At 48.8% G+C, this 24,194-nt stretch carries 16 protein-coding genes; 4 read left to right on the top strand and 12 right to left on the bottom strand.

Going from position 1 to position 24,194, the window contains the following annotated elements:
* The first annotated feature begins 253 nt into the window (after positions 1–253).
* Positions 254–673 carry a hypothetical protein gene (locus ACNFVB_RS03060; RefSeq protein ID WP_430738060.1) on the top strand — a complete coding sequence of 140 codons (420 nt, stop codon included), beginning with the start codon at positions 254–256 and terminating at the stop codon, positions 671–673.
* A 311-nt stretch (positions 674–984) separates the two neighbouring features.
* On the top strand, positions 985–1,515 hold the full coding sequence (locus ACNFVB_RS03055) for a hypothetical protein (protein WP_430738059.1): 531 nt from the start codon (positions 985–987) through the stop codon (positions 1,513–1,515).
* Between the two features lie 266 nt (positions 1,516–1,781).
* Here ACNFVB_RS03055 and ligA read toward each other — a convergent pair whose 3' ends face one another.
* From ligA to ACNFVB_RS03025, 6 genes are all read right to left on the bottom strand, one after another.
* A complete protein-coding gene (ligA, locus tag ACNFVB_RS03050; protein WP_430738058.1) occupies positions 1,782–3,860 on the bottom strand; it encodes an NAD-dependent DNA ligase LigA in 2,079 nt (692 codons plus the stop codon).
* Between the two features lie 158 nt (positions 3,861–4,018).
* On the bottom strand, positions 4,019–5,023 hold the full coding sequence (locus ACNFVB_RS03045; protein ID WP_288995594.1) for a cell division protein ZipA C-terminal FtsZ-binding domain-containing protein: 1,005 nt from the start codon (positions 5,021–5,023) through the stop codon (positions 4,019–4,021).
* A gap of 234 nt (positions 5,024–5,257) precedes the next feature.
* The gene (locus ACNFVB_RS03040) at positions 5,258–9,169 is read right to left on the bottom strand and encodes an AAA family ATPase (RefSeq protein WP_430738057.1); all 3,912 of its coding nucleotides are present in this window, start codon (positions 9,167–9,169) and stop codon (positions 5,258–5,260) included.
* A gap of 106 nt (positions 9,170–9,275) precedes the next feature.
* Entirely contained in the window at positions 9,276–10,439 is a 1,164-nt protein-coding gene (locus ACNFVB_RS03035) for a WG repeat-containing protein (protein WP_430738056.1), read from the bottom strand.
* A gap of 8 nt (positions 10,440–10,447) precedes the next feature.
* Positions 10,448–11,662: a WG repeat-containing protein gene (locus tag ACNFVB_RS03030; RefSeq protein ID WP_430738055.1), complete on the bottom strand. Its 1,215-nt coding sequence runs from the start codon at positions 11,660–11,662 to the stop codon at positions 10,448–10,450.
* Between the two features lie 49 nt (positions 11,663–11,711).
* Positions 11,712–12,515, bottom strand: a complete 804-nt coding sequence (locus tag ACNFVB_RS03025; protein ID WP_430738462.1) for a sulfite exporter TauE/SafE family protein — start codon at positions 12,513–12,515, stop codon at positions 11,712–11,714.
* A gap of 320 nt (positions 12,516–12,835) precedes the next feature.
* Here ACNFVB_RS03025 and ACNFVB_RS03020 point away from each other — a divergent pair, with 320 nt between their 5' ends.
* Both ACNFVB_RS03020 and ACNFVB_RS03015 read left to right on the top strand, forming a co-directional pair.
* Positions 12,836–13,840 carry a biotin--[acetyl-CoA-carboxylase] ligase gene (locus ACNFVB_RS03020; protein WP_430738054.1) on the top strand — a complete coding sequence of 335 codons (1,005 nt, stop codon included), beginning with the start codon at positions 12,836–12,838 and terminating at the stop codon, positions 13,838–13,840.
* Between the two features lie 123 nt (positions 13,841–13,963).
* Positions 13,964–14,692 (top strand): pantothenate kinase, encoded by a 729-nt coding sequence (locus ACNFVB_RS03015; protein WP_430738053.1) that lies wholly within the window; start codon positions 13,964–13,966, stop codon positions 14,690–14,692.
* Positions 14,693–14,792: 100 nt separating this feature from the next.
* Here ACNFVB_RS03015 and ACNFVB_RS03010 read toward each other — a convergent pair whose 3' ends face one another.
* The 6 genes from ACNFVB_RS03010 to ACNFVB_RS02985 form a co-directional block, all read right to left on the bottom strand.
* Positions 14,793–15,980, bottom strand: coding sequence for an isovaleryl-CoA dehydrogenase (locus ACNFVB_RS03010; protein ID WP_430738052.1), 1,188 nt, complete (start codon positions 15,978–15,980; stop codon positions 14,793–14,795).
* Between the two features lie 93 nt (positions 15,981–16,073).
* Positions 16,074–16,994 carry a hydroxymethylglutaryl-CoA lyase gene (locus ACNFVB_RS03005; protein WP_430738051.1) on the bottom strand — a complete coding sequence of 307 codons (921 nt, stop codon included), beginning with the start codon at positions 16,992–16,994 and terminating at the stop codon, positions 16,074–16,076.
* Between the two features lie 36 nt (positions 16,995–17,030).
* Positions 17,031–19,136 carry an acetyl/propionyl/methylcrotonyl-CoA carboxylase subunit alpha gene (locus ACNFVB_RS03000; protein ID WP_430738050.1) on the bottom strand — a complete coding sequence of 702 codons (2,106 nt, stop codon included), beginning with the start codon at positions 19,134–19,136 and terminating at the stop codon, positions 17,031–17,033.
* Positions 19,137–19,192: 56 nt separating this feature from the next.
* Positions 19,193–19,987 (bottom strand): enoyl-CoA hydratase/isomerase family protein, encoded by a 795-nt coding sequence (locus tag ACNFVB_RS02995; protein WP_075101984.1) that lies wholly within the window; start codon positions 19,985–19,987, stop codon positions 19,193–19,195.
* 136 nt (positions 19,988–20,123) lie between these two features.
* Entirely contained in the window at positions 20,124–21,734 is a 1,611-nt protein-coding gene (locus ACNFVB_RS02990) for a carboxyl transferase domain-containing protein (RefSeq protein WP_430738049.1), read from the bottom strand.
* A 153-nt stretch (positions 21,735–21,887) separates the two neighbouring features.
* The gene (locus ACNFVB_RS02985) at positions 21,888–23,645 is read right to left on the bottom strand and encodes an AMP-binding protein (protein WP_105244784.1); all 1,758 of its coding nucleotides are present in this window, start codon (positions 23,643–23,645) and stop codon (positions 21,888–21,890) included.
* Positions 23,646–24,194 lie beyond the last annotated feature (549 nt).

Raw genomic sequence — 24,194 nt, 5'->3', positions numbered from 1 at the left:
GGCACTGGCGGCGAGCCGGTTATCACTAACGACTGTCCCGTAGAGTTACATTAGTCAGTGTTTACGTAACTTAATGAACATGTAACAAACAATTTCTAACACTCATCAAAGGCGGCTTTCGTTACCATAGCCCCTATATGCTTATGCCTATGCTTAATGCATTGTTAGCTTAATGCTTTGTTAATAATAAATACATAATTGTTATAGACTTCTTAAGAACTCTTATAATTTTATTAAACATTTGGAGAATGCCATGAACACCCTAACCAAAATCGCCACTGCCCTACCTGCCCTTGCATTGCTAAGCGCTTGTGCCACGACCGCACCGACCACGCCAAACGCTGCAAACACGCCAGCATCAGAGAGCGTCACGGATGCCGCTTACGACCGTATGGCACCAGCACCTTATACCTGTACTGATGACAGCCAAATCATGGCAAAACAGTCTATCAATAAAAAACAAGTCATGCTAAACGCCACCATGCCTAAAGTAGAATGGGCAGAGCAGCCAATTATCCTAAACGGCGGCGTACAAGGTGACGTAGCCAGCTATATCAATGACTCAAACCCAGAAGCAGTCTATGCTTGGCATATGAAAGGTGACAAAGGTATCTTTGCCATCAAATGGGCAAACGGTAAAGAATATCAAGTAAACTGCCAGATCGGTAGATAATACTTAAGGTTCAGTCGTTAAGCTTTTGCGTTTAAACGACAGAAAACCAAAAAGCCAAACCAATAAAGTACATCAAAAACAGTCATCAAAAGATGGCTGTTTTTTTTATGCGCGTTAATAGTCTCTGTCAGTGCCATGGTTGAATGTTCAACACGCCCTAATCAAACAACGAAAATAGCGCAGGTAATATCGAGGTATTAAAACGTATTGAGGACACGCCCTAGAGAAGCCGAGCAAAAGCTGGCAAAATAGCACAATGGGCAATCATAACGACCAAGAACAAAGAGGATACATCGATGGGAATGCGCTTAATGAGTATATTACTGATGGCTGCTGCTGGTTGGGCGCTAGTAGGTTGTGACCAGCCAACTGAGGTGGCTGACCCTGCGACTGAGCAAGCAGCAGTGTCCAGCGATGGCACTGCACAGACCTCAGCGCCTGCCGCCTACACCATCGATTGGTCGTCGGTCGCGAGCGGCGAAAAGCCTGCTGATCGCAGTACCTATGAGTACCCCTTTGCCATCGATAGCCAAAACGTCCTCGATTATGCCGAGTATTTTGATATGGATACTGCTACTGCCCAGCACAACCTCACGGTGAGCATGGCGAGCAACGAAGCACTATCAAAGGTGCTAGATCAGCTAAGCGAGCGCTATGCCTCACATGAGATTATCGATAGTGAAGAGATAAAACTTGTCATTCATACCACGCCTGACGTGGCGGCCAGCCGTTATGATTATGTATTGACGGATGACTTTGCAAAAGGGTTGGTCTTGCCTATCGTTATTCAGCCTGATGGTAAAAAAGGTGAAGCAAAGGCGCATGGGGAAATGGCGGAGTAGAAGCTATAGAGGCTGCTTGAGCAGTAGCGTCATGGTCGAATGTTCAACACGCTTATAGTAACTCATCTTATCTGGTGCGCTGGGCGCGCCATACTCAAATAGATGCAGAATTTTCGCTCTGCTCTTGCGCGAGGGACGAGCGCCGAGTGAACCACTAAAGAAAGACGGCTCATGACCCGCATATTTGCCCACTATTAAAGCAAGCGATGCTGAGGCCATGCTTTTGTTTTTCACTATTTGCGAACCTAAAATTGCAGTGCAATTTTTTAACGGCTCTCATCCCCAACCATTCCCAAAAACTCTTCCTCGCCCACTACTTTAACGCCTAACTTCTCTGCCTTCGTCAGCTTCGATCCTGCTTTGTCCCCTGCCAGTAGCGCGGTGGTCTTGGCCGAGATACTACCCGAGACTTTGGCACCGAGCGCTTGCAGCTTGGCCTTGGCTTCATCACGTGCCATGCTATCAAGCGCGCCGGTAATGACCCACGTCTGCCCATCGAGTGGTAGCCCTTCTGCTGCGACCTGCTCGACTTTGTCCCAATGCACGCCCGCCTCGCGTAGCGCGGTGATGACCTCGATATTGTGCGGCGCTCGGAAAAACTCATAAATCAGCTCGGCGGTGATCGCACCGACATCAGGTGTTTGTAGCAATGTCTCGATATCCGCTGCCATCAAACTATCAAGCTCGCCAAATTGCTGGGCGAGGTTTTGCGCGGTCGTCTCACCCACGCCGCGAATGCCAAGCGCGTAGATAAAGCGTGCGAGTGTCGTCTGCTTACTAGCGTCGATAGCACTGATGAGATTTTTTACCGATTTTTCGCCCAGCTTTTCAAAAGTGATCAGCTCGTCGGTATGGTTATGTAAGTCATAGATATCAGCGACAGTTTTGATAAGGCCATGCTCAAAAAAACTCATCAGCCAGCGCTCGCCCAGCCCATCGATATCCATCGCCCGCCGTGAGACAAAGTGGATAAGCGCCTCGACTTGCTGCGCAGGACAAAACAAACCGCCGCTACAGCGCGCCAAGGCCTCACCCTCTGGCAGCACCACAGGCGAGTCACACACGGGGCAAGCCGATGGTAGCTCGACTGGTTTTGCGTCTGCTGGACGCTGGTCGTGCCAGACACGCGTGACTTTGGGAATGACGTCGCCGGCACGATGCACGCTGACCATATCGCCTGCGCGCACATCCAAGCGCTGAATTTCGCCAAAGTTATGCAAGGTGACATTGCTGACCGTCACGCCGCCGACTTGCACCGGCTCAAGCTTACCCACAGGTGTGATCTGTCCGGTGCGCCCCACTTGCCATTCGATATCGTTTAAGCGCGTCATCACCGTCTCGGCAGGGAATTTATAAGCGGTCGCCCAGCGCGGCTCACGCGACAAAAACCCAAGCTGCTGCTGCAGGGCAAGGCTGTTGACCTTAATCACTGTCCCATCAATTTCAAACGGTAGCGCGTCACGGCTCTTGATCACCGATTCATAGTAGGCTTGTGCTTCGCGTGGATTCTGTACCACCTCGACAGCGCTCACGGTAAAGCCAAGCTCTTTTAACCAAGCAAGTGCATCGGACTGGGTTTCAATCGCCGCTGGCAGACCTTGATTGACCGAATACGCATAAAACGCCAACGGACGGCTGGCAGCGATAGCAGGGTCGAGTTGGCGTAGGCTACCGGCGGCAGCATTGCGCGGGTTGGCAAAGGTTTTGTCGCCACTTTCTTCTGCCAGACGGTTTAAACGTAAAAACCCCGCCTTTGGCATCAGCACCTCGCCGCGCACTTCTAATAGCGGGATGTCTTTTGCCTCACAAAGATACAGCGGCAAGTTCCGAATGGTTTTGGCGTTTTGGGTGATGTCCTCGCCTGTCTGCCCATCACCACGCGTCACCGCTTGCACAAACTGTCCATACTCGTATTTGAGTGACACCGCTAGCCCATCTAGCTTTAGCTCCATCTCGTACTCAGGATTTTGCTGGGCATCGCTCAGGCGATCATTGACGCGGCGCATAAAGCCGTGCAGCTCGTCATAATCAAAGACGTTGCCAAGCGATAGCATAGGGATGTCATGGGTCACCTGCGTAAACGCCGACAGCGGTATGTCGCCGACTTGGTTGATGGGGCTATCGGACTGCGCCAAATCCGGATACTTTTCTTCGATCTCAAGCAATGCGCGGCGCAACTGATCGTATTCGCTATCGTCCAAAATAGGATTGTCGAGTACATAATAGGCATAATTGTGTTTTTTGATAGCGGCGATCAGCGTGCGCATCTGTGCTACGATGTCATCAGGTGTGGCGGGCTGTTGGGTTTTTTGTGCCGTGGCAGGCGATAAGTGCAGGTCGGTCATAGTCAGCGTCTTGATTACTCTAGATGCTGATATCATAACAATTTTGGCTAATATTGTGATAAACCGCCCATAAAAAAAGCAAAAAACATCACGCTATCATGATGTTTTTTGCTTTTGGTTTTGCTTTGAATTTCTATTGATTTATTTAGCGTTGGCGCTTAGGCCTCATAGTCACGGACTTGGTTGCGTAGCTGCTGCTTGTATTCGGGCGTGATCGGTTCGTTATTTTCATCAAGTAAGATGGCGTCCAAATCGCTTGCCATCATATAAGCGATGCTCATCATACTATCAAAGCTGTGCAGCGCTTGCGGATGCGGCAATGACAAAAACACCACCACACCGTTATAGACATTGGTCGCGACGCTATGCGGATCAAAAGGGGCGATACCGCTTTCGGTGATGCCCATCATACTAAACCATAGCATGCCTGTGCCGTCTTTTTTTTCATAGCGGTGAAACATGTTCATCGCCCCATAACGCAGGCCATATTTGTCAATCAGTGCCAGCAAATCACGGCCACGAATAATCGCCGCTGGGCGATCACGATACTGGGTTGGTAAAATAGTGATGTTGATGTTGTCTTTGGCGTTGATAAGCGGCGCGTTTTGCGCTTCATCGACCGGCTCTGAGAGGTGCTGATCTAGTATGGGGCTGTTGCTATCAAAGCTTGGCTCTTCTGCCGTATCAATCGATGGCATCAAGCTGTCAGTCGCCGATACCAAACTTGAGAACGCATCGAGCTCTTGCTCACTGCCCATCTGCGCCGCTGTGTCGGCAAACTCTGCATCGTCACGGCGCAGCTCAGCTTCTTGCCAGCGCATATAGTCTTCATCATTGCTATCAGGCGTATCGGCCAAGTTTTGCGCCGTGGCTGATGGGGTCTCGGTATTGTGAGGCGCAGTCACAGGCTCTTGCTCAACCACCGTATCTAAATAACTGCGATCAGGGCCGATACTGGTCTCGCCGGCGACAGTGTCTTCTAAATCTGGCTGGTCGACGATGCTACGCTCGTGACGCGGTATGATCGGGATGCCGTTTTTGTCATAATTGACGACAGGAGCGTCAGCGCTGCTACGACGCTTAAAGCTACGAATGACCATATACAGTCCTGCGAGCACGATAAACGCAGCAATGGCAATCAAGATAAACTGAATAGCGGTCATGAGAGATACATCCTAATATATGACAAAAGGGAATACACAAGAAACAATAAATGGCAATAGTCTAGCATGGCTTATGAATATCGTCATCATATAGTCATCGTTTATCATCAGCCTGACACAGTTGTGTGACGTTGCTGGCGTGCTATTTACTATACCATTGCTCGCCGCTTGCTGTTATTACTATTTTATTGCTCCGTGATTTTTTTTGTCTAGCGCCTGTCCTCATTCTCCTTGTTATTCACTAATATAGCGCGCCGCCTCATCGAGCGAGACGCTTACCAAACGAGAGACCCCAGCGCTTGGCATGGTGATACCTTTGAGCTCGTCAGCGATCTGCATGGCCAGCTTGTTATGACTGATAAAGATAAACTGCAAGTCATCTGCCAGCTCATGAATGAGGCTAGTAAAACGTCCAACATTAGCATCATCGAGCGGCGCATCGACCTCGTCAAGCACACAAAACGGCGCAGGATGTTGCTTAAAAATAGCAAAAATAAGACTGAGTGCTGTTAGGGTTTTTTCGCCGCCTGAGAGTACCGCAAGGCGGCTATTACGCTTGCCTTTTGGCTGCGCCATCAAGGTCAGCCCTGCCCGCCACTGCTCTGATTTGGGTGTGTTTGCCGGTAAATCCTCTAAGTTTAATGTCAAGCTTGCCTGACCGCCGCCAAAGACTTTGGCAAACAAGTTGGCAAGCTCGGTATTCACCGCCTCTAAGGTCTCGATAAACAAGGTCTTGGTGGTCTCGTCGATAGCGGCTATCGCCTCGCTCAATGTCTTCATACTGGCAGTGATGTCAGTGGTCTGCTGCGCAAGCGGCTCTAGACGTTCATTGACCTCAGCCAGCTCTGCCACGGCGGCCAGATTGACCGCGCCAATCTTGCTGATTTGCTGTTCAAGCTTGGCTTTTTCGCGCTCAAGCTCGGCAATTTTATCAGGGCGCACGCGGCGATCATGGGCGATAAAATCCGCCAACAAACTCGAGACACTCATCAATTGCGCGGTGTCGCCCTGTTCGCTGATACGGTGATACTCGGCCATGGCGTCTTCAGCATAGCGAGTCGCCTCCTCTAAACGCGCGGCGCTCAATGCCAGCTCAGTGGCAAGTGCGGCCTGCTCACTTTGCTGCGTCTGTAGCGTCTGCTGTAGCGTGTCTAAAGTCGCCTGCTGCTGATTGTAGGTTTCTTTTAGCGCCGTTAAAGCCGCAGCGCGCTCTGCCAAGAGCGCCTGCTGCTCATCGCGCGTTTGTTGCAGTGCCTGCAAGGCGGTCTGCAGCGCGGGCAGTTTATTTTGCTGCTGCTCATGCTGCGCCTTTAGACTTTCCTCGTTTTGTTGCGCCTTATCATATTGCGCATTTGCGCGTTTTAGGCTACTGCTACTGTGCTCAAGGCGCATCTGGCTTTGCTGTACACGCAGCTGCAGGGCTTGCCAAGCGTCGTCATCTGCTTGCTGACGGTGCTGCTGCTCACGGCGCTCAGCTTGCAGTTGCTGCATAGTCGCCTGCGCCTCAGCGATTTGCGGCGCAAGGGCTGCCAGCTCGCTTGCGATATGCTGCTGCTCATGCGTAAGCGCCTGCTGCTCGTGCGTAAGCTCCTGCTGCTCTTGCTCAAGGGCTGCTTTGTCCGCAGTTAGGCGCTGGCTATCTGCTTGCAGGCGCTCAGCGGCAGCGCGCTGGGTTGTCAGCTGCTCCTGATAGTTATATTTATCACGCGTCAGCTGCTCAGCTTGCGCCCGTGCCTCCTCTAAGCCAATCGTCAACGCATCATAGCTTCGCTGATTATTAGCAATGGCTTTGCGCTGCTCTTCTATTTTACTCTCCAGCCCATCAAGTAGCTCTTCTAAGATCTGCAGCCGCTCGCGCTGCTGTAGACGCTGCGTCAAAAATTGACTATTGCTGTCGTTTTGACCATCTTGCGCGCCAACAAGCTTGCCAAGATTTATCGTACCTTGACGACTGATAAGCCAGCCATCAGACGTTAGCAAAATCGCTGACGGTGGGAGCGCTTTTAATATATCTGCCAGCACATCGAAGGTCTGATGGTTGTTTGTTGTAAGGTCTGCGATATATAGATAGCACTGCTGCCAAAGCGCTAGGTTGGGCGCCGCGATCAGCTGTGATAAAGGCAGTACCTTATCAGTCAAAGTATTTGGCAATGCGCCAACAAATGGCTTTTCGTTTACATCATTTTGCTTAGCAGATAGCCACAAACTATGACCCGTTTCTATTGACGAATTGTCCTGTTTATTAGTCTGCGCGTTTTGCGCATTCTGATAAGTAAACACATCCCTTAAGTTATACTCAAGCGCTTGCCATAAGCTATTCGCTTTTTGCACCTCGCCGTTAACTTTTTCATTATTTGCTTGTTTAGAAGCCAGCACATGACTATCGAGCCATAGTGCTAACACCTTATCGAGCAGCTCAGCATGCTGCTTGCCTACTGCACTCAGCTCAATCTGCTCGCGCAAGGTGGTAATGGCTAAGTCGTTATCGTTATTTACTACTTGATTTGCTAAATCAGTTGTTACTACATCGGTGGTTTTTACCTTAGCAGACTGTTGTGATTTTGGCGTAGGTGTTGGATGCAGTATCTGGTGCAAGGTGTCGTATTCACTGGTCAACACTGCATGACGTTTTTCTTCCTCGCCCAGCGCGCGCTGCTGCTTGTGTAAAAGCTGCTGCAGCTCATGCGCGCGCGGCTGTAGCTTGGAGAGTCGCTCATCGACGCTATCTTGTTGGCGTTCGATCTGTTGTAGCTGTTTATTCAGCTCAGCAATGTGCGACGCTAAGGTCGGATTTTGTCCATCTGCGCTATGTGTATTAGCCACATTTACTTTGGCAGACAGTGACTGCTGTAGCTGCTGCCAGAGATTTTGCCAGTTCTGCTGGCGGCGCTGCCATTTTTCATGGCTTTGCTGCTGGCGTTTTTGTGCTTGGCTATTAATCGCTTGCTGCTGCTCTAGCACACGATGATTGTCTTGTAGCCGTGACAGCTGGTTTTGTGCATCATGATAGGCGCACTGTAGCGGCCGCTCGTCACGTTGATGCATCTCGCGTTTACTCGCTATCTCATCGAGCTGCGGGCGCAATTTTTCTAGCACGTTTTGCTGCTCGGCTTGCTCGGTGGTGATGCGTTCAATCTCATTGACGGCCTGCTCACGCTGCTGCGCCAAGCTGCTCATCTGCTGCGCCAAACTGGCAAGCTGCGATTTGGCATCGTTTAGCGCGTGCTCGGCATTTTGATAATTGAGCTGCTGCTGATAATGACGGCTTTGTGCATCATCTTTGAGCCATTGCTCTTGATTGATATGAGCCGTCAGCTTATCTTGCTTGGCTTTTAGGTCCTCATACTGTGCTTGCAGGCGAGCGGTTTCAGCACAGCTTTGCTCATGGGCGCGTTTTTGCTGCTGCTGACTATGCTTGGCCTGATACAGCTGCTGAATGGCCAGTTGCTGCTTGATGTCCGCCAGTGTCAGTGCCAGCTCTTTATAACGCTCAGCGCTAGCGGCTTGCTTGGACAGGCGTTTTTGTTGACTGACCAGCTCGCTTTGCATGTCATGCAGACGCGCCAGATTGTCTTGGGTTTTCTCAAGTTTTTTTTGTGTCTCTATTCTACGTGCCTGATAGCGCGATACCCCAGCCGCCTCTTCGATAAACTCACGTAGCTGCATCGGGCTTGACTCGACAATACGCCCAATCATGCCTTGCTCAATCACCGCATAGCTACGCGCCCCAAGCCCAGTACCCAAAAACACATCGACCACATCACGGCGGCGCGCGCGCGTGCCATTGATAAAGTAATCCGAGCGTCCCTCTTTATTGACCTGACGGCGCACAGAGAGCTCATGGTACAGGTTCAATTCATGGCGAATGCCAGTTTGCTCATCTTGAGTATGCTCAAAGGTCAGCTCGACGCTAGCAACACTTTTGGCCGCTTTGTCTTGTGTACCGGCAAAGATAACATCGCTCATCGCCCCGCCGCGTAACTGCTTGGCGGAGGTCTCACCCAGCACCCAACGAATGGCATCGATGACGTTGGATTTGCCGCAGCCGTTTGGCCCGACGATGGCGGTGATGCCTTTGGGAAAATTGAACGTCGTGACATTGGCAAAAGACTTAAAGCCTGCCAATTTTAAGGATTTTAGGCGCATGGCGTGTCAATTCATCTACAAAAAAAACCAAGCGCCATTTTAACGTAAATCGCGCTTGGTTTTTAGGGTATATCACTGGCCAATCTTGAATATAGTCACTAAATACCTACTCTACCCGTTGTCCAGTGCGGTCAACCTCAAAAGTTTCTCCTTTGATAAGCACTCCAACTTTACCGTCATCAAAGCGACTGATATCTTCGTACATAATAGGCAAGACCACTTCGTTTTGATAATTGATAAAGCCTACCTTATAGTCGCTACCTACACGAATTAAGCCATCATGCATATTGCGAATTTCAGTATATTTTAGTGGAATGACAATAGTGCCATTAGGTTTTATAACGCCCCATTTACCTTTTTGTTGTACAGCATACGAATCACTGTCAAAACCTTCAATATCATCGTACTCAAATGGCACAAGCACCTTGCCACTAGTATCAATAAGACCCCACTTACCTTCTAACTGAGCGTGAGCAATGTTGTTATCAAAGGAGGATATCTCTTGATACTTTAACGGCACAACGATATGACCTTGCTGATCTACCACACCAAAACGTTCTTCAACACTTACTAATAGTAAACCATCATCTAATGACTTAAAGCTATCATAATCCATAGGCGATACTATCTTACCTTGAGTATCAATTAGGCTGAATTTTTCATTTTTTTTCAACACCCCACCTGACACATAAAACTGGCTACTAATATCATCATAAACTGCAGGCAAAAGCACTTTGCCATACTTATTTGCCAACCCGTATTTATCTTTTTTATTCAAAACATAAAAATAATCTGCTTCGGCATCTATCTTTTTTATCCTATCGTACTCTAAAGGCAAGACGATTTCGCCCAGTCTATTTAATAAGCCATATTGATCATCTTTATGAATGATGACAACTTGTTCAGGGACACCATAGTCAGAAGAAGAGCTAGAATAAAAATCATATTCCAAAGGTAAGACGACTTTCCCTGTACTATCAATAAGACCGTAATCACCATCGTTGCCAACTCGTATCAGATGGTTTGTGTATTTACCTACACTGTCATATTGCTCAACCACCTGCTGATAAGTTTCTTCATCGACAAATAGCTTTTTGCATTTCGTCGATGATATATATTCACACCCTCGATACCTCTGTGCAACGGCGGCTACTGCTTGTCTTTGCTTGACTTCTTGTGCATTGGCATCAATAGTCATAGCGACTGAGAAACCGCTAAAAACAAGTGCTAGGTTTGTAACAGCCAGACTAAACGTTTTGATTGTTTTCACTATGCATCCTATTTATTATTTTTATCATTATTTTGGCGCGCATCTTTTAGTTGGTAGGCTTTCCACCGCTCATATTTGACTTCAATAACAGTCTTGCCTTGGTCATCAACGAAGCCATACTTATCCCCTACCTTAGCTTCAATATAACTGTCTTCCATCCCCCTTATTACGCTAAGCTCATCAAATATTATGGGGGTAAGCTGTTTACCCTTATTATTTATTAAGCCAACTTTTTCGTCTTGTTTTAAATATCCTAAGCCTTTTTTTAAATATCCATACTCATCATATTCAAAGGGAAAGAGCAACTTCCCCTTACTATCAAATATGCCATACTTGTCATCTAACTTTGCAATGATCATATTGTCTCGAATATAAATACGATCATAGATCGGCTCGACCACAACCCCTTGTCTATTGATAGCGCCTTTACCGTCATCGTTTTTGATACTTGCTAATTCAGCATCATAATCAAAATGAAACCACTCATATTTAGCAGGCAATATTACCTTTCTTTGTCGATCCATTAATCCATACATGCCATCTTTTTCTATGATAAAAGCACTCGTTTTTTCTGAAGATATCGATTCAATGTCATCATAAATATAAGGCACAACCAAAGTTCCTTGAGTATCTATAACTCCCCATTTTTCCGATTTTTTGACAAAGGCAAAACCATTATCAAACTTACTCCCTCTATCAAAGATCAAGGGAGTAATCGCTTTATTGTACTGATTGATATATCCAAATTTATCGTTCTTGATCACTATCGCTAAACCGTTGTTAAAACTTCCTATGATCTCGTAAACCATAGGAACAACCAGCTCATTGGACTTGTTGATCACGCCCATTTTTCCATCTTTATAAACCCTAGCAAATCCGTCTTCAAACGCCCAAACATCATCGTACTCAAGAGGAATTTTGTGCTTTCCAGTTGGGTCAACCAACCCCCATTTTCCTTCTTTGGTGACAATGGCAAATCCGTCTTGAAACTTGCTAATATAATCATACTGATAATCAGCAACCGTCTTCCCTCGACGATCAACTAAGCCATATTTGCCATTTTTTTGCGCAATAGCAACGCCTGATGCGACGCAGCTTACCCAAGTACCTTTAGCAACTGGCGGCTTAGTACACGCTTCTGCAGTCGCGTTTTGTAGCGTTAGACTTTGTATGACAGTGGTCGCTATGAGTAGTTTCAAAACCCGATGTTTTATTGCTATCACGCATGCTCCTTTTTATAAAAATATTTCAAACTAGTAGTCAATGACTCCCTTAAAACACCCCAAGCCCGCTTAACAACAACTGCCCGCCGGCAAACAATAACAACACGCCAAACGCGCGCTTAAGCGTGGCGGCTGGCAAGACGTGTGCAAGCTTGGCACCGACCTTTGCCATCATAAAGCTGGCGACGGATATGCACAAAAACCCTATGATATGGACAAAACCGAGCGTACCCTCAGGCAAATCGACCACGTCTTGACCAAACCATGCAAATCCTACCGCGCCTGCCACCGCAATCGGTAAGCCACACGCGGCCGAGGTGCCAACCGCTTGCTTCATCGGCAGTCCTGCCCAGTTTAAAAACGGTACGGTCAAGCTACCACCGCCGATACCAAAGATAGAGGACGCCATACCAATCCCTGTGCCCGCGCCAAACTGCACGCCAGCGGGCGGCAAAGGCTTGCCGAGCTGCTCTTTGTTAGACAAAAACAGCATCTTTAGCGCGACCAATAACGCACCAACACCGATGATGGCTTGCAAGACTTTTCCATCGATCATATCGGCGATACCGGCACCGACAAGGCTTCCGATGACCAAGCCCAGCGCCATCTTGCGCCAGACTTCCCAGCGCACACCGCCGCGCTTATTATGTGCTGTCAATGAGCTAATCGAGGTGACAATGATGGTCGCAAGCGAGGTACCGATCGCCAGATGGGTGATGACATCAGGCGAAAAGTCATAGGCGGTAAATATCCACACCAAGGCGGGCACAATAATCATACCGCCGCCTACCCCAAACAAGCCTGCACTGACCCCAGCAAACGCCCCTGCAATCACAAACCATACATATAACATCATTAGCTCAGCCTTTTATTTTGGGGTTTTGGAGTATTTTTAGCGCATCTGCACATTTGCAGGGCAGGCACAGCACGCAAGGAAAATTTATAACAGTAGTGCGTTTAACTTTATATAACCGTTTTATTTGCAATTGACTATATATTCCATTTGCCAAACCTGCAGCCGATCTTTATGCTATTTGATTACCGCTATTAAGCCGCGTCACTATAATTATTCATGCTTATTCATGCTCATTCGCGCTTATTCATACCAAGCCGTGACCCGCGCTCAGTATAGCAAAGATTGTCCCTACAACCTTAACCACATCGACGAAACTTATGCCGCCATCAGCCCCTTTATCTGCCGCGCCTTTTGACCCTTTAGCCGAGACCTCTACTCCAACTGCGTCAGATACATCGCCAACGCTTGTACATTTGCCTGAGCTCAACCATCGGCACCTTGCTAGTAGCGCCTCGACCAATAGCGAGCTGATCACAGCGGTACAAGATGGCACGCTTGATGCCGCACAGATGCATCTACTGACTGCCGATACCCAAAGCGCTGGTCGCGGGCAGCATGGACGCTCTTGGCAGTCGCCACTTGGTAATGTTTATTTGTCGTTATATCACCCTGTGCATCAGCCGATTAGCGGTTTGTTGTCTTTGGTCATCGGTGTCGAGCTGGCAAAAATGCCTGTCATTCAAGCGCTTAATGAGCAACTGCACGCACGCCAGCTGACGCCTATTGGGGTAAAATGGGCCAATGACTTGGGCTTTTATGCTGCCATATCCAAGCCGGCGCTGACACCCTCTGAACCAGCAATACAAACTCAGCCGTTCTCAAAGCTTGCGGGTATCTTGATAGAGCCTGTCACCATAGCAGGCAAGTTGGTCGGTGTGGTGATGGGTGTGGGGCTAAATGTACAAGCGGCACCAGCGCTGACCGCGCAGACTTGCGAAGGCATGAGCTATCAGGCGATCAGTCTACAAGATATCGGTCAGATGCTGCCTGACGCGTCGACGATACGCTTGCCAAATCTCAAAACACTCTATCAGCAAATGAGTAAAGCGCTGATGGCAGCGATGACGCGTTTTGAATATTTTAGTTTAGAAAAACCCACCGGTCATACCTACTATCTGGATCGTTTTTTAGAGCAGTTTGATGGCGTCGATGCCCTCGCAGGACGACGCCTACGCGTCACTCAAGAGCACCATGGCAATAGCACTGTAGTGACAGGATATGCCTGCGGTATCGATACACATGGGTGTTTGCAATTGCGCCAAGATAACGGTAATATTTCTGCGCTGTTTACTGGACGCATTGACGTGATTCATCAGGCCTAACGCATAGAGCCTGCGGGCGCTATCGCCCTTATGGCATAAAAGTCTCTGGGTTTTATTGACAAATTTCATCCACAAGCTTTGCCATAACATTTTTTAGTGAATTGACTATATAAAGGGATTTTTATGCTCTGGTTAGATCTTGGCAATACCCGCTTAAAATACTGGCTCACCGATGATATCGGTCAGATCGTCGACCATGATGCCAAGCAGCATTTGCAAGCGCCTGCCGAATTACTCATGGGTCTCACCGATCGCTTTGAGCGATATGCGCCCGATTTTATCGGTATCTCATCTGTGCTCGGCGAAGCGCTCAATATGAAAGTCACCGAAACCCTCAGCCGTCTAAATATCCCGTTTGAGTTTGTTCATGTCGATGCCGCGCACCCGCTGATGCGTAGCGGCTATAACGATCAGCAGCTCGGCTGCGATCGCTGGCTGCAGATGCTGGGTGCAGTCGATAAAAAAAAGCGCCAGTGCGTGATAGGTTGCGGGACCGCGGTGACGATTGACTTGATCGATCATGCGACACATTTGGGCGGTTATATTTTTCCCAGTATTTATTTGCAGCGCGAGTCGCTATTTTCTGGTACCAAGCAAATCACCATCTCTAACGGTGCCTTTGATAGCGTCGGTCAGGGCATGACCACCCAAGACGCGGTGCATCGCGGTATACTGCTCTCTATCGTTGGCGCTATCAACGAGATCAGCCATCGTCATCCCAACTTCGAAGTCATCATGACGGGTGGCGATGCCGCCATCATCGCCCAGCACGTCAATCGCCCAGTACGACTACGTGATGATTTACTATTAACTGGTCTGGCACGCTATTTTGACCATAGTAAACAGACATAACAATTTTAATCTAAGATTTTTATAAGACATAAAATAAATATAAAAAAGCAGGACGTTTTAAGCGACCTGCTTTTTTGGTTTAATATGAAAGTAAGTGTTTCTACTTAGTCTCGTTAAATAACTCACGCCCGACCAGCATACGGCGTATCTCACTGGTGCCTGCACCGATCTCATAAAGCTTGGCATCACGCCAAAAGCGGCCGAGCGGGTATTCATTGGTATAGCCATTACCGCCAAAGATTTGAATGCCCTCGCCGGCCATCCAAGTAGCTTTTTCGGCGCACCACAAGATCACACTGGCGCAGTCTTTGCGCACTTCTCGGCTATGACCTGCGCCGCGCTGATCGAGCATATCGAGGTTTTTACCGACCGTGTATAAGAAACTGCGCCCTGCTTGCAGGATGGTATACATATCGGCGACTTTACCTTGGATAAGCTGAAACTCACCAATCGCTTGCCCAAACTGCTTGCGGTCGTGAATATAAGGCACGACATTATCCATCACCGCTTGCATGATGCCGATAGGGCCTGCAGCAAGTACCGCACGCTCATAATCAAGGCCGCTCATCAGCACTTTGACGCCATTGCCGACGCCGCCTAAGATATTATCACTTGGCACTTCGACATTATCAAAGATCATCTCACCAGTATGGCTGCCGCGCATGCCGAGCTTGTCGAGCTTTTGTGCGGTGCCAAAGCCCTTCATGCCTTTTTCTACGATAAATGCCGTCATACCTTTGGCACCCAGCTCTGGATTGGTCTTGGCATACACCACCATCACGTCAGCATCTGGACCATTGGTGATCCACATTTTGCTGCCGTTTAGCACATAATGGCCGTCTTTTTCTTCGGCTTTGAGCTTCATACTGACCACATCTGAGCCAGCGCCCGTTTCACTCATCGCCAAAGCACCGATGAATTCACCACTGATGAGCTTAGGCAAGTACTTTTGTTTTTGCGCCTCATTACCATTGCGTTTGATTTGGTTGATACATAGGTTTGAGTGCGCGCCATAGCTCAGCGCTACAGAGGCAGAAGCGCGGCTGATTTCTTCCATCGCGACCATATGAGCCACGTAGCCCATATCCGAGCCGCCGTACGCTTCAGGAACAGTAATGCCATGCAAACCCAAGTCGCCCATTTTTTGCCATAAATCCATTGGGAACTCATCGCTGCTGTCGATTTCGCTTGCGCGCGGGGCGATTTCATTAGCCGCAAACTGCTGTACCACTTCACGCAGTGCGTCAATATCCTCGCCAAGCTGAAAATTTAACCCAGGTAAACTCATAACCATTCCTTGTATTTTGATGTTTAATTTTTAAAAAATTCAGATCCATTTAAAAAAAGACCATATAGCTTATGACTCGCTTTATTTTCTTAGTCAAGACTGACGCTTATTAATCAGCGCACGCGCCACGCTTGAGCCATTGCGGCGACCTAAAAACTCACTGATACGCTCGCCAGCGACGACCAATTTATCCAAATCTATGCCAGTGCTGATACCCATACCATGCAGCATATAGACGACATCTTCGGTGGCGACATTGCCCGTTGCGCCTTTGGCATAAGGACAACCGCCAAGCCCAGCCACTGAAGTATCAAATTCACTGACACCCATCTGTAGTGCGGCTAAAGTATTACTCACGGCTTGACCATAAGTATCATGAAAATGGCCTGATAGCATAGCGATGTCAGCATATTCTAATGCGGCTTGTAGGGCGCGCTGTACTTTTAGCGGGGTGCCGACACCAATAGTATCAGCAATACCAATCTGCTCTGAGCCAATCTCAACCAAACGCTTGGTCACATACGCGACTTGGCTTGGGTCAATCTCGCCTTCATAAGGGCAACCGACCGTGCAAGAGATGACGCCGCGCACTTTGATGCCATGCGCTTTTGCCGCAGCGGCAACGGGTGCAAAACGTTCAATACTTTCATCAATACTGCAATTGATGTTTTTTTGACTAAAAGTCTCACTGGCTGAGCCAAAGATAACGATTTCATCAGGACGATGTGCAATCGCATTATCAAAGCCGCGCATATTGGGCACCAGTACCGAATAAATAACGTCATTATGCCGCGTCTCTGCCAGTGCGCTCATCAGCTCACTGTTGTCACCCATTTGTGGTACCCACTTTGGCGAGACAAAGCTGGTCGCTTCCAGCTTTTTGACGCCTGCTGCGATTAAATCGTTGATAAGCGTTTGCTTAACCGCCGTCGGTACCGTCATGGCTTCGTTTTGCAAGCCATCACGTGGGCTGACATCAACGATGGTGACGTGCTCTGGATACGAATGGCTCATGATTATTATCCTTTTACTGTTCTTATACTTCAGCGCTTAAGCGCCGCTAGCTTCTGTATCAATACGGAGCAGCTCATCACCATCAGCCACCGAATCACCCGCTGCAAATAACAACTCTCCCACCACGCCATCGGTGGGTGCAGTAATGGTGTGCTCGATTTTCATTGCTTCGATGACGGCGAGTGGCTCGCCTTTTTTTACACTATCGCCGACAGCCACTTTAAAGGCAACGACCTGCCCTGGCATTGGTGATTTTAAGCTACCGACTGCCGCAGACTCTTCGCCTACATGCGCCATAATATCGACAAGTATAATTTCATCACGACCACGATCGGTGAACACATAGACGGTTTCATTGTTCATCCAGCTCTGCGCATTGATACGCGCGCCATCGAGCCATAATGTATGATTGTGCGCGTCATCGCTGGCGTAGCTGACCTCACCTTCATATACCGCTTCGGTTGGCGCGGCGACATTGGCATTGGCATTTTTGTCAGCGTTCGCGATTTCTTTTTCGATCACTAGTGTAAAGCGGCTCAGATTATCTGCGTCTTTTTTGCCAGCAGTGGCAGTGGCGTTGTGCCAATGACTAATGCGGGCGCTATAAGCTTGCTCATCATAAACCAAGCTAAACGAGCGTGTATAATCGTTATAAGCACGGAATCCTGTCGGCTTACTAAACGGATCGGCGTCTTGTGCCATGCCTTCACTAGCCAGCTGCTGGGCGATAGCAGTCACCACCAGCGTCGATAAATCAAGTGGATGTTGATCAAATAACTCGTCCGCCTCGCGCTCGATAAGCGCTGTATCGAGATTGGCTTGACTAAACGACTCTGTATTTAAAATATAACGCAAAAACGCCACGTTATTAGGCAAACCGACGATGCGCGTTTGTGCCAGTGCGCGATCGAGTTTGGCCAATGCCTGCTCGCGAGTCGGCGCATGCACGATAAGCTTGGCAATCATAGAGTCGTAGAATGGGCTAATCACATCACCTTCGCGTACGCCATCGTCGATACGTACATCGGCAACATCAAAGGTGTTGTGTTCAGGCTTTTGATACGTAAAGAGTGTACCCGTCGCTGGCAAAAAATCATTGTCAGGGTTTTCCGCGCAAATACGCGCTTCAATCGCATGACCATTAATCGCCAAATCATCTTGCGACTTTGGCAATGGCTGACCGGAGGCGACCAAGAGCTGCCACTCGACCAAATCGACACCGGTAATGGCTTCACTGACTGGGTGCTCAACTTGCAAGCGAGTGTTCATCTCCATAAAATAAAAGCTCATCGTGCCTTCGCGCTGCTCAACGATGAACTCAACCGTCCCTGCACCGACATAGCTGACCGCACGCGCCGCCTCAATCGCCGCTGTCCCCATGGCTTCACGCATCGCTGCATCGACGCCTGGCGCTGGCGCTTCTTCTAGCACTTTTTGATGGCGGCGCTGCACCGAGCAATCGCGCTCAAACAGATGTACATAGTTGCCATGCGTATCACCAAATACTTGGATTTCGATATGGCGCGGCTTTAGCGCGTATTTTTCGATGAGTACCTGATCATTACCGAAGCTAGTGATTGCTTCGCGGCGACAAGAGTCTAGCATTTCGATAAAATCGCTGCTTTGCTCGACGATACGCATGCCTTTACCGCCGCCACCGGCACTGGCTTTAATCAGTACTGGATAGCCAATGCTGTCTGCTTGCTGTTTTAAAAATTCTACATCTTGATTGTCACCATGATAACCCGGTATCAGTGGCACGCCAGCCGCTTCCATCAAACGCTTGGACTCAGACTTGCCGCCCATCGCGCGAATAGCATCAGCGGATGGACCGATAAACACCAGCCCCGCATCCTGACAAGCCTGAGCAAAGTCGGCGTTTTCACTTAAAAAGCCATAGCCTGGATGGATCGCTTCTGCACCAGTCTCTTTAGCAATCGCAATGATCGCATCGCCTTTTAGATAGCTGTCTTTCGGCGATGAGCCACCCAAATAAACGGCTTCATCACAGACGGCGACATGCTTGGCGCCGCGGTCGGCATCAGAGTAAACAGCGACGGTACGAACGCCTAAGCGCTTGGCAGTCGCGGCCACACGGCAGGCGATTTCACCACGGTTGGCGATTAAAATTTTAGAAAACATAACTATCCCTGTGTCTTGTCGTTTTTATTTGTCGGCTTGGCTATCGTTGTTTGTCGTTAATCTGCCGTCAACCAATCAGGCTTACGCTTTTGCAAAAACGCTTGCACGCCTTCCTTACCTTGTGTGGATGAGCGGATATCAGCGATGCCTTTTACCGTATCGGCGATCAGCTCGTCGCTAATGGGCGCGCCTGCGATATCATGCAATAGCTGCTTGCAGGTTTTCACCGCATCGGGGCTGTTTTTGACCATTTTGGCACAAAACGTTGCCACCGCATCGTCGAGCGCTTCCTCACTGACGCGCTCATGGATAAAGCCTAATTGACGCGCTTTTTTGGCATCAAACACTTCTGCACTTAAAAAGTAGCGATGCGACGCCCTAGCCCCTAATGCTCTTACGACATACGGACTAATGGTGGCAGGTGCTAACCCTAAACGCACTTCACTGAGGCAAAAATTGGCAATCTTCACCGCGATGGCCACATCACAGACGGCGACCAGACCCATACCACCTGCATAGACATCGCCTTGAATGGCAGCCACGGTTGGCTTAGGGCATTCATAAATGGTTTTGAGCATTTGCGCGAGTTTATCGGCGTCGGCTAGATTTTCTTCATAGCTATAATCCGCCATGGCGCGCATCCAGTTTAAATCAGCGCCCGCACAGAACGCTTTGCCTGCTGCTGCTAGCACGATGACTCGCACATTATCATCAGTGCCAAGCGTGGTAAAAACCTCTGTCAGCTCAGCGATCATTTCATCGTTAAAGGCATTACGTATCTCAGGACGGTTTAGCGTCACCGTCGCCACGTGCTGTTCGATATCAACCAATAGGCTTTTATAATTATTCATATAGGGTTATCTCAATGTTTTGTGGTAACTTTTGCATGTCTTTTTTTACGGATAATTTTGCGTAATGTTCTCGGCCTTAGTAACCCAGTTTTTATTTTAAACCAAAGCATTCTCTCATCGAAAATATAGTACCAATCTACATTCTAAAGACCCCAAACGTCGTCTCTTCAATCGGAGCGTTATAGGCGGCGCTTAGCCCCAATGCCAGCACTTGACGCGTATCAGCAGGATCAATCACCCCGTCATCCCACAGGCGCGCGGTGGCATAATAGGGATGGCCTTGCGCTTCGTACATATCTCGAATCGGTGCTTTAAAGGCCGCTTCGTCCTCGCTACTCCATGTCTCGCCCTTACGCTCGAAGTTATCGCGCTTAACGGTGGCCAATACCGACGCCGCTTGCTCACCGCCCATCACAGAGATGCGCGCATTTGGCCACATCCATAAGAAACGCGGACTATAAGCACGGCCACACATACCGTAGTTACCCGCACCGAATGAGCCACCGACAATGACGGTAAACTTTGGCACTTTGGCGTTGGCCACTGCCATCACCATTTTGGCACCATGACGGGCGATACCTTCGTTTTCGTATTTACGGCCGACCATAAAGCCGGTGATGTTTTGTAAAAACACCAGCGGGATTTTACGCTTGCAGCACAGCTCGATAAAGTGCGTGCCTTTTTGCGCCGACTCACTAAACAAGATGCCGTTATTGGCGATAATGCCAACTGGCATGCCCTCGATATGAGCAAAGCCGCAAACCAGCGTGTTGCCAAAGCGCGCTTTAAACTCATCAAAGGCACTGTCATCGACGATGCGAGCGATGATTTCTTTGATATCAAAGGGCTGACGCTTATCGGTCGGAATGATGCCGTATAATTCTTTGGCATCGTAGCGCGGTGGACGCGGTTTGATTTGATTGGGAATTTGCTTGGCAGGACGGTTAAGGTGACTGACGATATCACGCGCAATCGATAGCGCATGCGTGTCGCTTTGTGCCAGATAATCGACGACTCCTGACAGACGGGTATGTACATCACCGCCGCCCAAATCCTCGGCGCTGACCTCTTCGCCCGTTGCTGCTTTTACTAATGGCGGCCCACCCAAAAAGATGGTGCCTTGCTCTTTGACGATGATGGATTCATCGCTCATCGCCGGTACATACGCGCCGCCTGCCGTACAGCTACCCATAACCACCGCAATCTGCGGGATACCCGCCGCACTCATATTGGCTTGGTTAAAGAAGATACGACCAAAGTGCTCTTTGTCTGGGAATACGTCATCTTGGTTGGGCAAGTTTGCACCGCCTGAGTCCACCAAATACACGCAAGGCAGATTGTTTTCTTGCGCAATCTCTTGCGCGCGCAAGTGCTTTTTGACTGTCATTGGATAATAGGTACCGCCTTTTACCGTGGCATCATTACAGACAATCATACACTCAGTACCATTGATACGGCCAATACCGGCAATCACGCCCGCGGCGGGTATCTCTTCGCCATACATGTCGTGCGCCGCCATCGGAGCGACCTCTAAAAACGGGGTGCCGACATCCAGCAAACGCTCGACTCGCTCACGCGGCAGCAGCTTACCACGCGCTAAATGCTTGGCTCGCGCCCGCTCTGAGCCGCCCTGAGCGACTTTACGCAGGTGTACATATAAGTCATCGACCATCTCTTGCATGGCGGCACGGTTTTGCTGAAAATCGCTGGCGTTTGGACTCAGTTTACTGGTTATGATAGTGCTCATGATATCCCTTTTCTTTGCTGCGTAAGTGCAAGTGATTGATTATATGGCTTATAGTGACTGCTGGTCATACGACTGCTAGCCGATAAATTGGTAGCCATTTGTCTTTTGTATCACTCACCGGTGTCGTGGATGTTCTGTATCCGAGAAGTGCGCTTAGTCTAAACCCAGCTCTGCTTTCATCTGCTCGATAATCTTATACTTTTGAATTTTACCGGTGATGGTCATCGGATACTCTTCAACAAACCGATAATAAGTCGGTACCTTATAATGAGCAATGTGCTCACTACAAAACTGGCGCACGTCGTCTTCACTCAAGCAGCCTGGCTCTTTGGGAATAATCCAAGCGGCCAGCACTTCACCATACCGCTTATCTGGTACACCAACGATTTGTACATCGCGAATCTTGGGATGGCGATATAAGTAGTTCTCAATCTCAACCGGATAGATGTTTTCGCCGCCGCGGATGACCATGTCTTTACTACGGCCGACGATTTTGACATAGCCGTCCTCATCCATGGTAGCCAAATCGCCAGTATGCATCCAGCCATCTTGGATCGCTTCACGGGTTTTAAAGCGGCTGCCCCAATAGCCTTTCATCACCGAGTAGCCGCGTGTGAGCAGCTCTCCTGTCTCCCCTAACGGTACGATCTCACCCGTCTCGGTATCGACGACTTTCACCTCAAGCGCAGGCTGTACCAGGCCAACGGTCGAGACTTGCTTCTCAAGCGGCGTGTGCTCGTTGGTCTGGCAAGAGACTGGGCTGGTCTCGGTCATGCCGTAAGCGATGGTCACCTCTTTCATATGCATCTTATCAATGACACGGCGCATGACCTCAATCGGGCAGCTAGAGCCGGCCATAATGCCTGTACGCAGGGTCGATAAATCAAAGTTTTCAAACTCAGGGTGATCAAGCTCGGCGATAAACATCGTCGGTACACCATGCAGCCCCGTACATTTTTCTTCTTCGACTGCTTGTAGGACTGATAACGGCTCAAAACCATCATTGGGATAGACGATACAACCGCCATGCGTCAAGATGGCCAAATTGCCGAGCACCATACCAAAACAGTGATATAGCGGCACAGGAATACACAGTCTATCCTCGAAAGTAAGGTTCATCGCCTCACCGATGAAGTAGCCGTTATTGAGGATATTACGATGGCTTAAGGTCGCGCCTTTTGGCGTCCCAGTCGTGCCACTGGTGAACTGAACATTAATCGCGTCGGTGTTTTTTAGCTGCGCTTGACGCTCGGCCACGCGCGGATCGTTGGCATCGCCTTCCGCCATCCAGTCAGAGAATTTTTGCATAAAACCAAACGCTTCGTCAGAGTCTGGCTCATCAATCCAAATGATACGCTCGATGGTTGGAATCTCGACCAAATCCAGCTGGGTGTAGTCTTTATGATAAATCTCAGGGCACAGCTCACGGATAAGGCCAGCGTAGTCGCTGCTTTTGAAGTGGCGCATGAGCACGAGTGCTGAGCAGCCGAGTTTATTGAGCGCATATTGCAGCTCAAAAGTACGATAGGCAGGATTGATATTGACGAGGATCACGCCGACTTTGGCCGTGGCAAGCTGCATAAGTAGCCATTCGGCGTTGTTGTGCGACCAGATGCCAATGCGATCGCCAATCTCAAGCCCCATCTCGATCATACTGCTGGCCAGCTGGTTGACATGTTGCTGCAATTCGCGGTACGTCCAGCGGATGTTTTGATGACGGACGACCAGCGCTTCACGCTCTGGATATTTGGAGACAATGGCATCAAAAAAGTCGCCGATGGTCGCCTCAATCAGCGGCACATCAGGACCTTTATCATAGCTTTGGGTCAGTGGCGCATTCGCTGAGCGCGCGCCCATATTTACGGTAGGGATGTTGCTTAATATGTGGTCAAATGCAGTAGGTTGCGTCATAACGAGTCCTTTCGTTGTGCTTTTTATTCTACTCAAAAACCGCCCGTGGGCCAATTTTTCTTCCTTGAGTATCTATCATATATGATTCACTACTATACCGCCTAAAACGAAACTGTCAATAATAGTAATACATTATGTATCATTTAAATTAACTGCTAAAAATATTAGCCCAGTAAAAGATAGCATGAAAACCCGCGATTATTGTAGGCAAAAAGCCAGCTACGTATTTGTTACACAGCTGGCTTGAGAAAAATTAAAACTAGAAATTAAAGCTAAAAGTTAGGGCGTGTTGAACATTCGACCATGGCACTGACAGCGACTATTTTTTAGGCGATTCGATGTTAAAAATAATAAGTTTAGTCATTCTAAGCGCTTATTTTTAACGATGAAGCGGCAAAAAAGAGTCCTGTCCCTGCGGGCTGATGCTAAAATTGCCCCATACTGCGTTACAAATCTCGCTAAGGCATCTGCATTATCGTCGCTTTGTGCCTTGTCTGGAACAATTTTAGCGATCAGCAGTGCCTATTTGCGAATGTTCAACACGCCCTA

The organism is Psychrobacter sp. VH5 (assembly GCF_050572635.1).
Classification (GTDB): domain Bacteria; phylum Pseudomonadota; class Gammaproteobacteria; order Pseudomonadales; family Moraxellaceae; genus Psychrobacter; species Psychrobacter celer.
The sequence above is the reverse complement of the archived record's forward strand: the minus strand, read 5'-3'. Positions and strand labels throughout refer to the sequence as shown.

Excerpts from the sequence above, each read along its gene's own strand:
- ACNFVB_RS03060 (WP_430738060.1), top strand. The coding sequence starts at position 254 with ATGAACACCCTAACCAAAATCGCCACTGCCCTACCTGCCCTTGCATTG.
- ACNFVB_RS03055 (WP_430738059.1), top strand. The coding sequence starts at position 985 with ATGAGTATATTACTGATGGCTGCTGCTGGTTGGGCGCTAGTAGGTTGT.
- ligA (WP_430738058.1), bottom strand. The coding sequence starts at position 3,860 with ATGACCGACCTGCACTTATCGCCTGCCACGGCACAAAAAACCCAACAG.
- ACNFVB_RS03045 (WP_288995594.1), bottom strand. The coding sequence starts at position 5,023 with ATGACCGCTATTCAGTTTATCTTGATTGCCATTGCTGCGTTTATCGTG.
- ACNFVB_RS03040 (WP_430738057.1), bottom strand. The coding sequence starts at position 9,169 with ATGCGCCTAAAATCCTTAAAATTGGCAGGCTTTAAGTCTTTTGCCAAT.
- ACNFVB_RS03025 (WP_430738462.1), bottom strand. The coding sequence starts at position 12,515 with ATGTTATATGTATGGTTTGTGATTGCAGGGGCGTTTGCTGGGGTCAGT.
- ACNFVB_RS03020 (WP_430738054.1), top strand. The coding sequence starts at position 12,836 with ATGCCGCCATCAGCCCCTTTATCTGCCGCGCCTTTTGACCCTTTAGCC.
- ACNFVB_RS03015 (WP_430738053.1), top strand. The coding sequence starts at position 13,964 with ATGCTCTGGTTAGATCTTGGCAATACCCGCTTAAAATACTGGCTCACC.
- ACNFVB_RS03010 (WP_430738052.1), bottom strand. The coding sequence starts at position 15,980 with ATGAGTTTACCTGGGTTAAATTTTCAGCTTGGCGAGGATATTGACGCA.
- ACNFVB_RS03005 (WP_430738051.1), bottom strand. The coding sequence starts at position 16,994 with ATGAGCCATTCGTATCCAGAGCACGTCACCATCGTTGATGTCAGCCCA.
- ACNFVB_RS03000 (WP_430738050.1), bottom strand. The coding sequence starts at position 19,136 with ATGTTTTCTAAAATTTTAATCGCCAACCGTGGTGAAATCGCCTGCCGT.
- ACNFVB_RS02995 (WP_075101984.1), bottom strand. The coding sequence starts at position 19,987 with ATGAATAATTATAAAAGCCTATTGGTTGATATCGAACAGCACGTGGCG.
- ACNFVB_RS02990 (WP_430738049.1), bottom strand. The coding sequence starts at position 21,734 with ATGAGCACTATCATAACCAGTAAACTGAGTCCAAACGCCAGCGATTTT.
- ACNFVB_RS02985 (WP_105244784.1), bottom strand. The coding sequence starts at position 23,645 with ATGACGCAACCTACTGCATTTGACCACATATTAAGCAACATCCCTACC.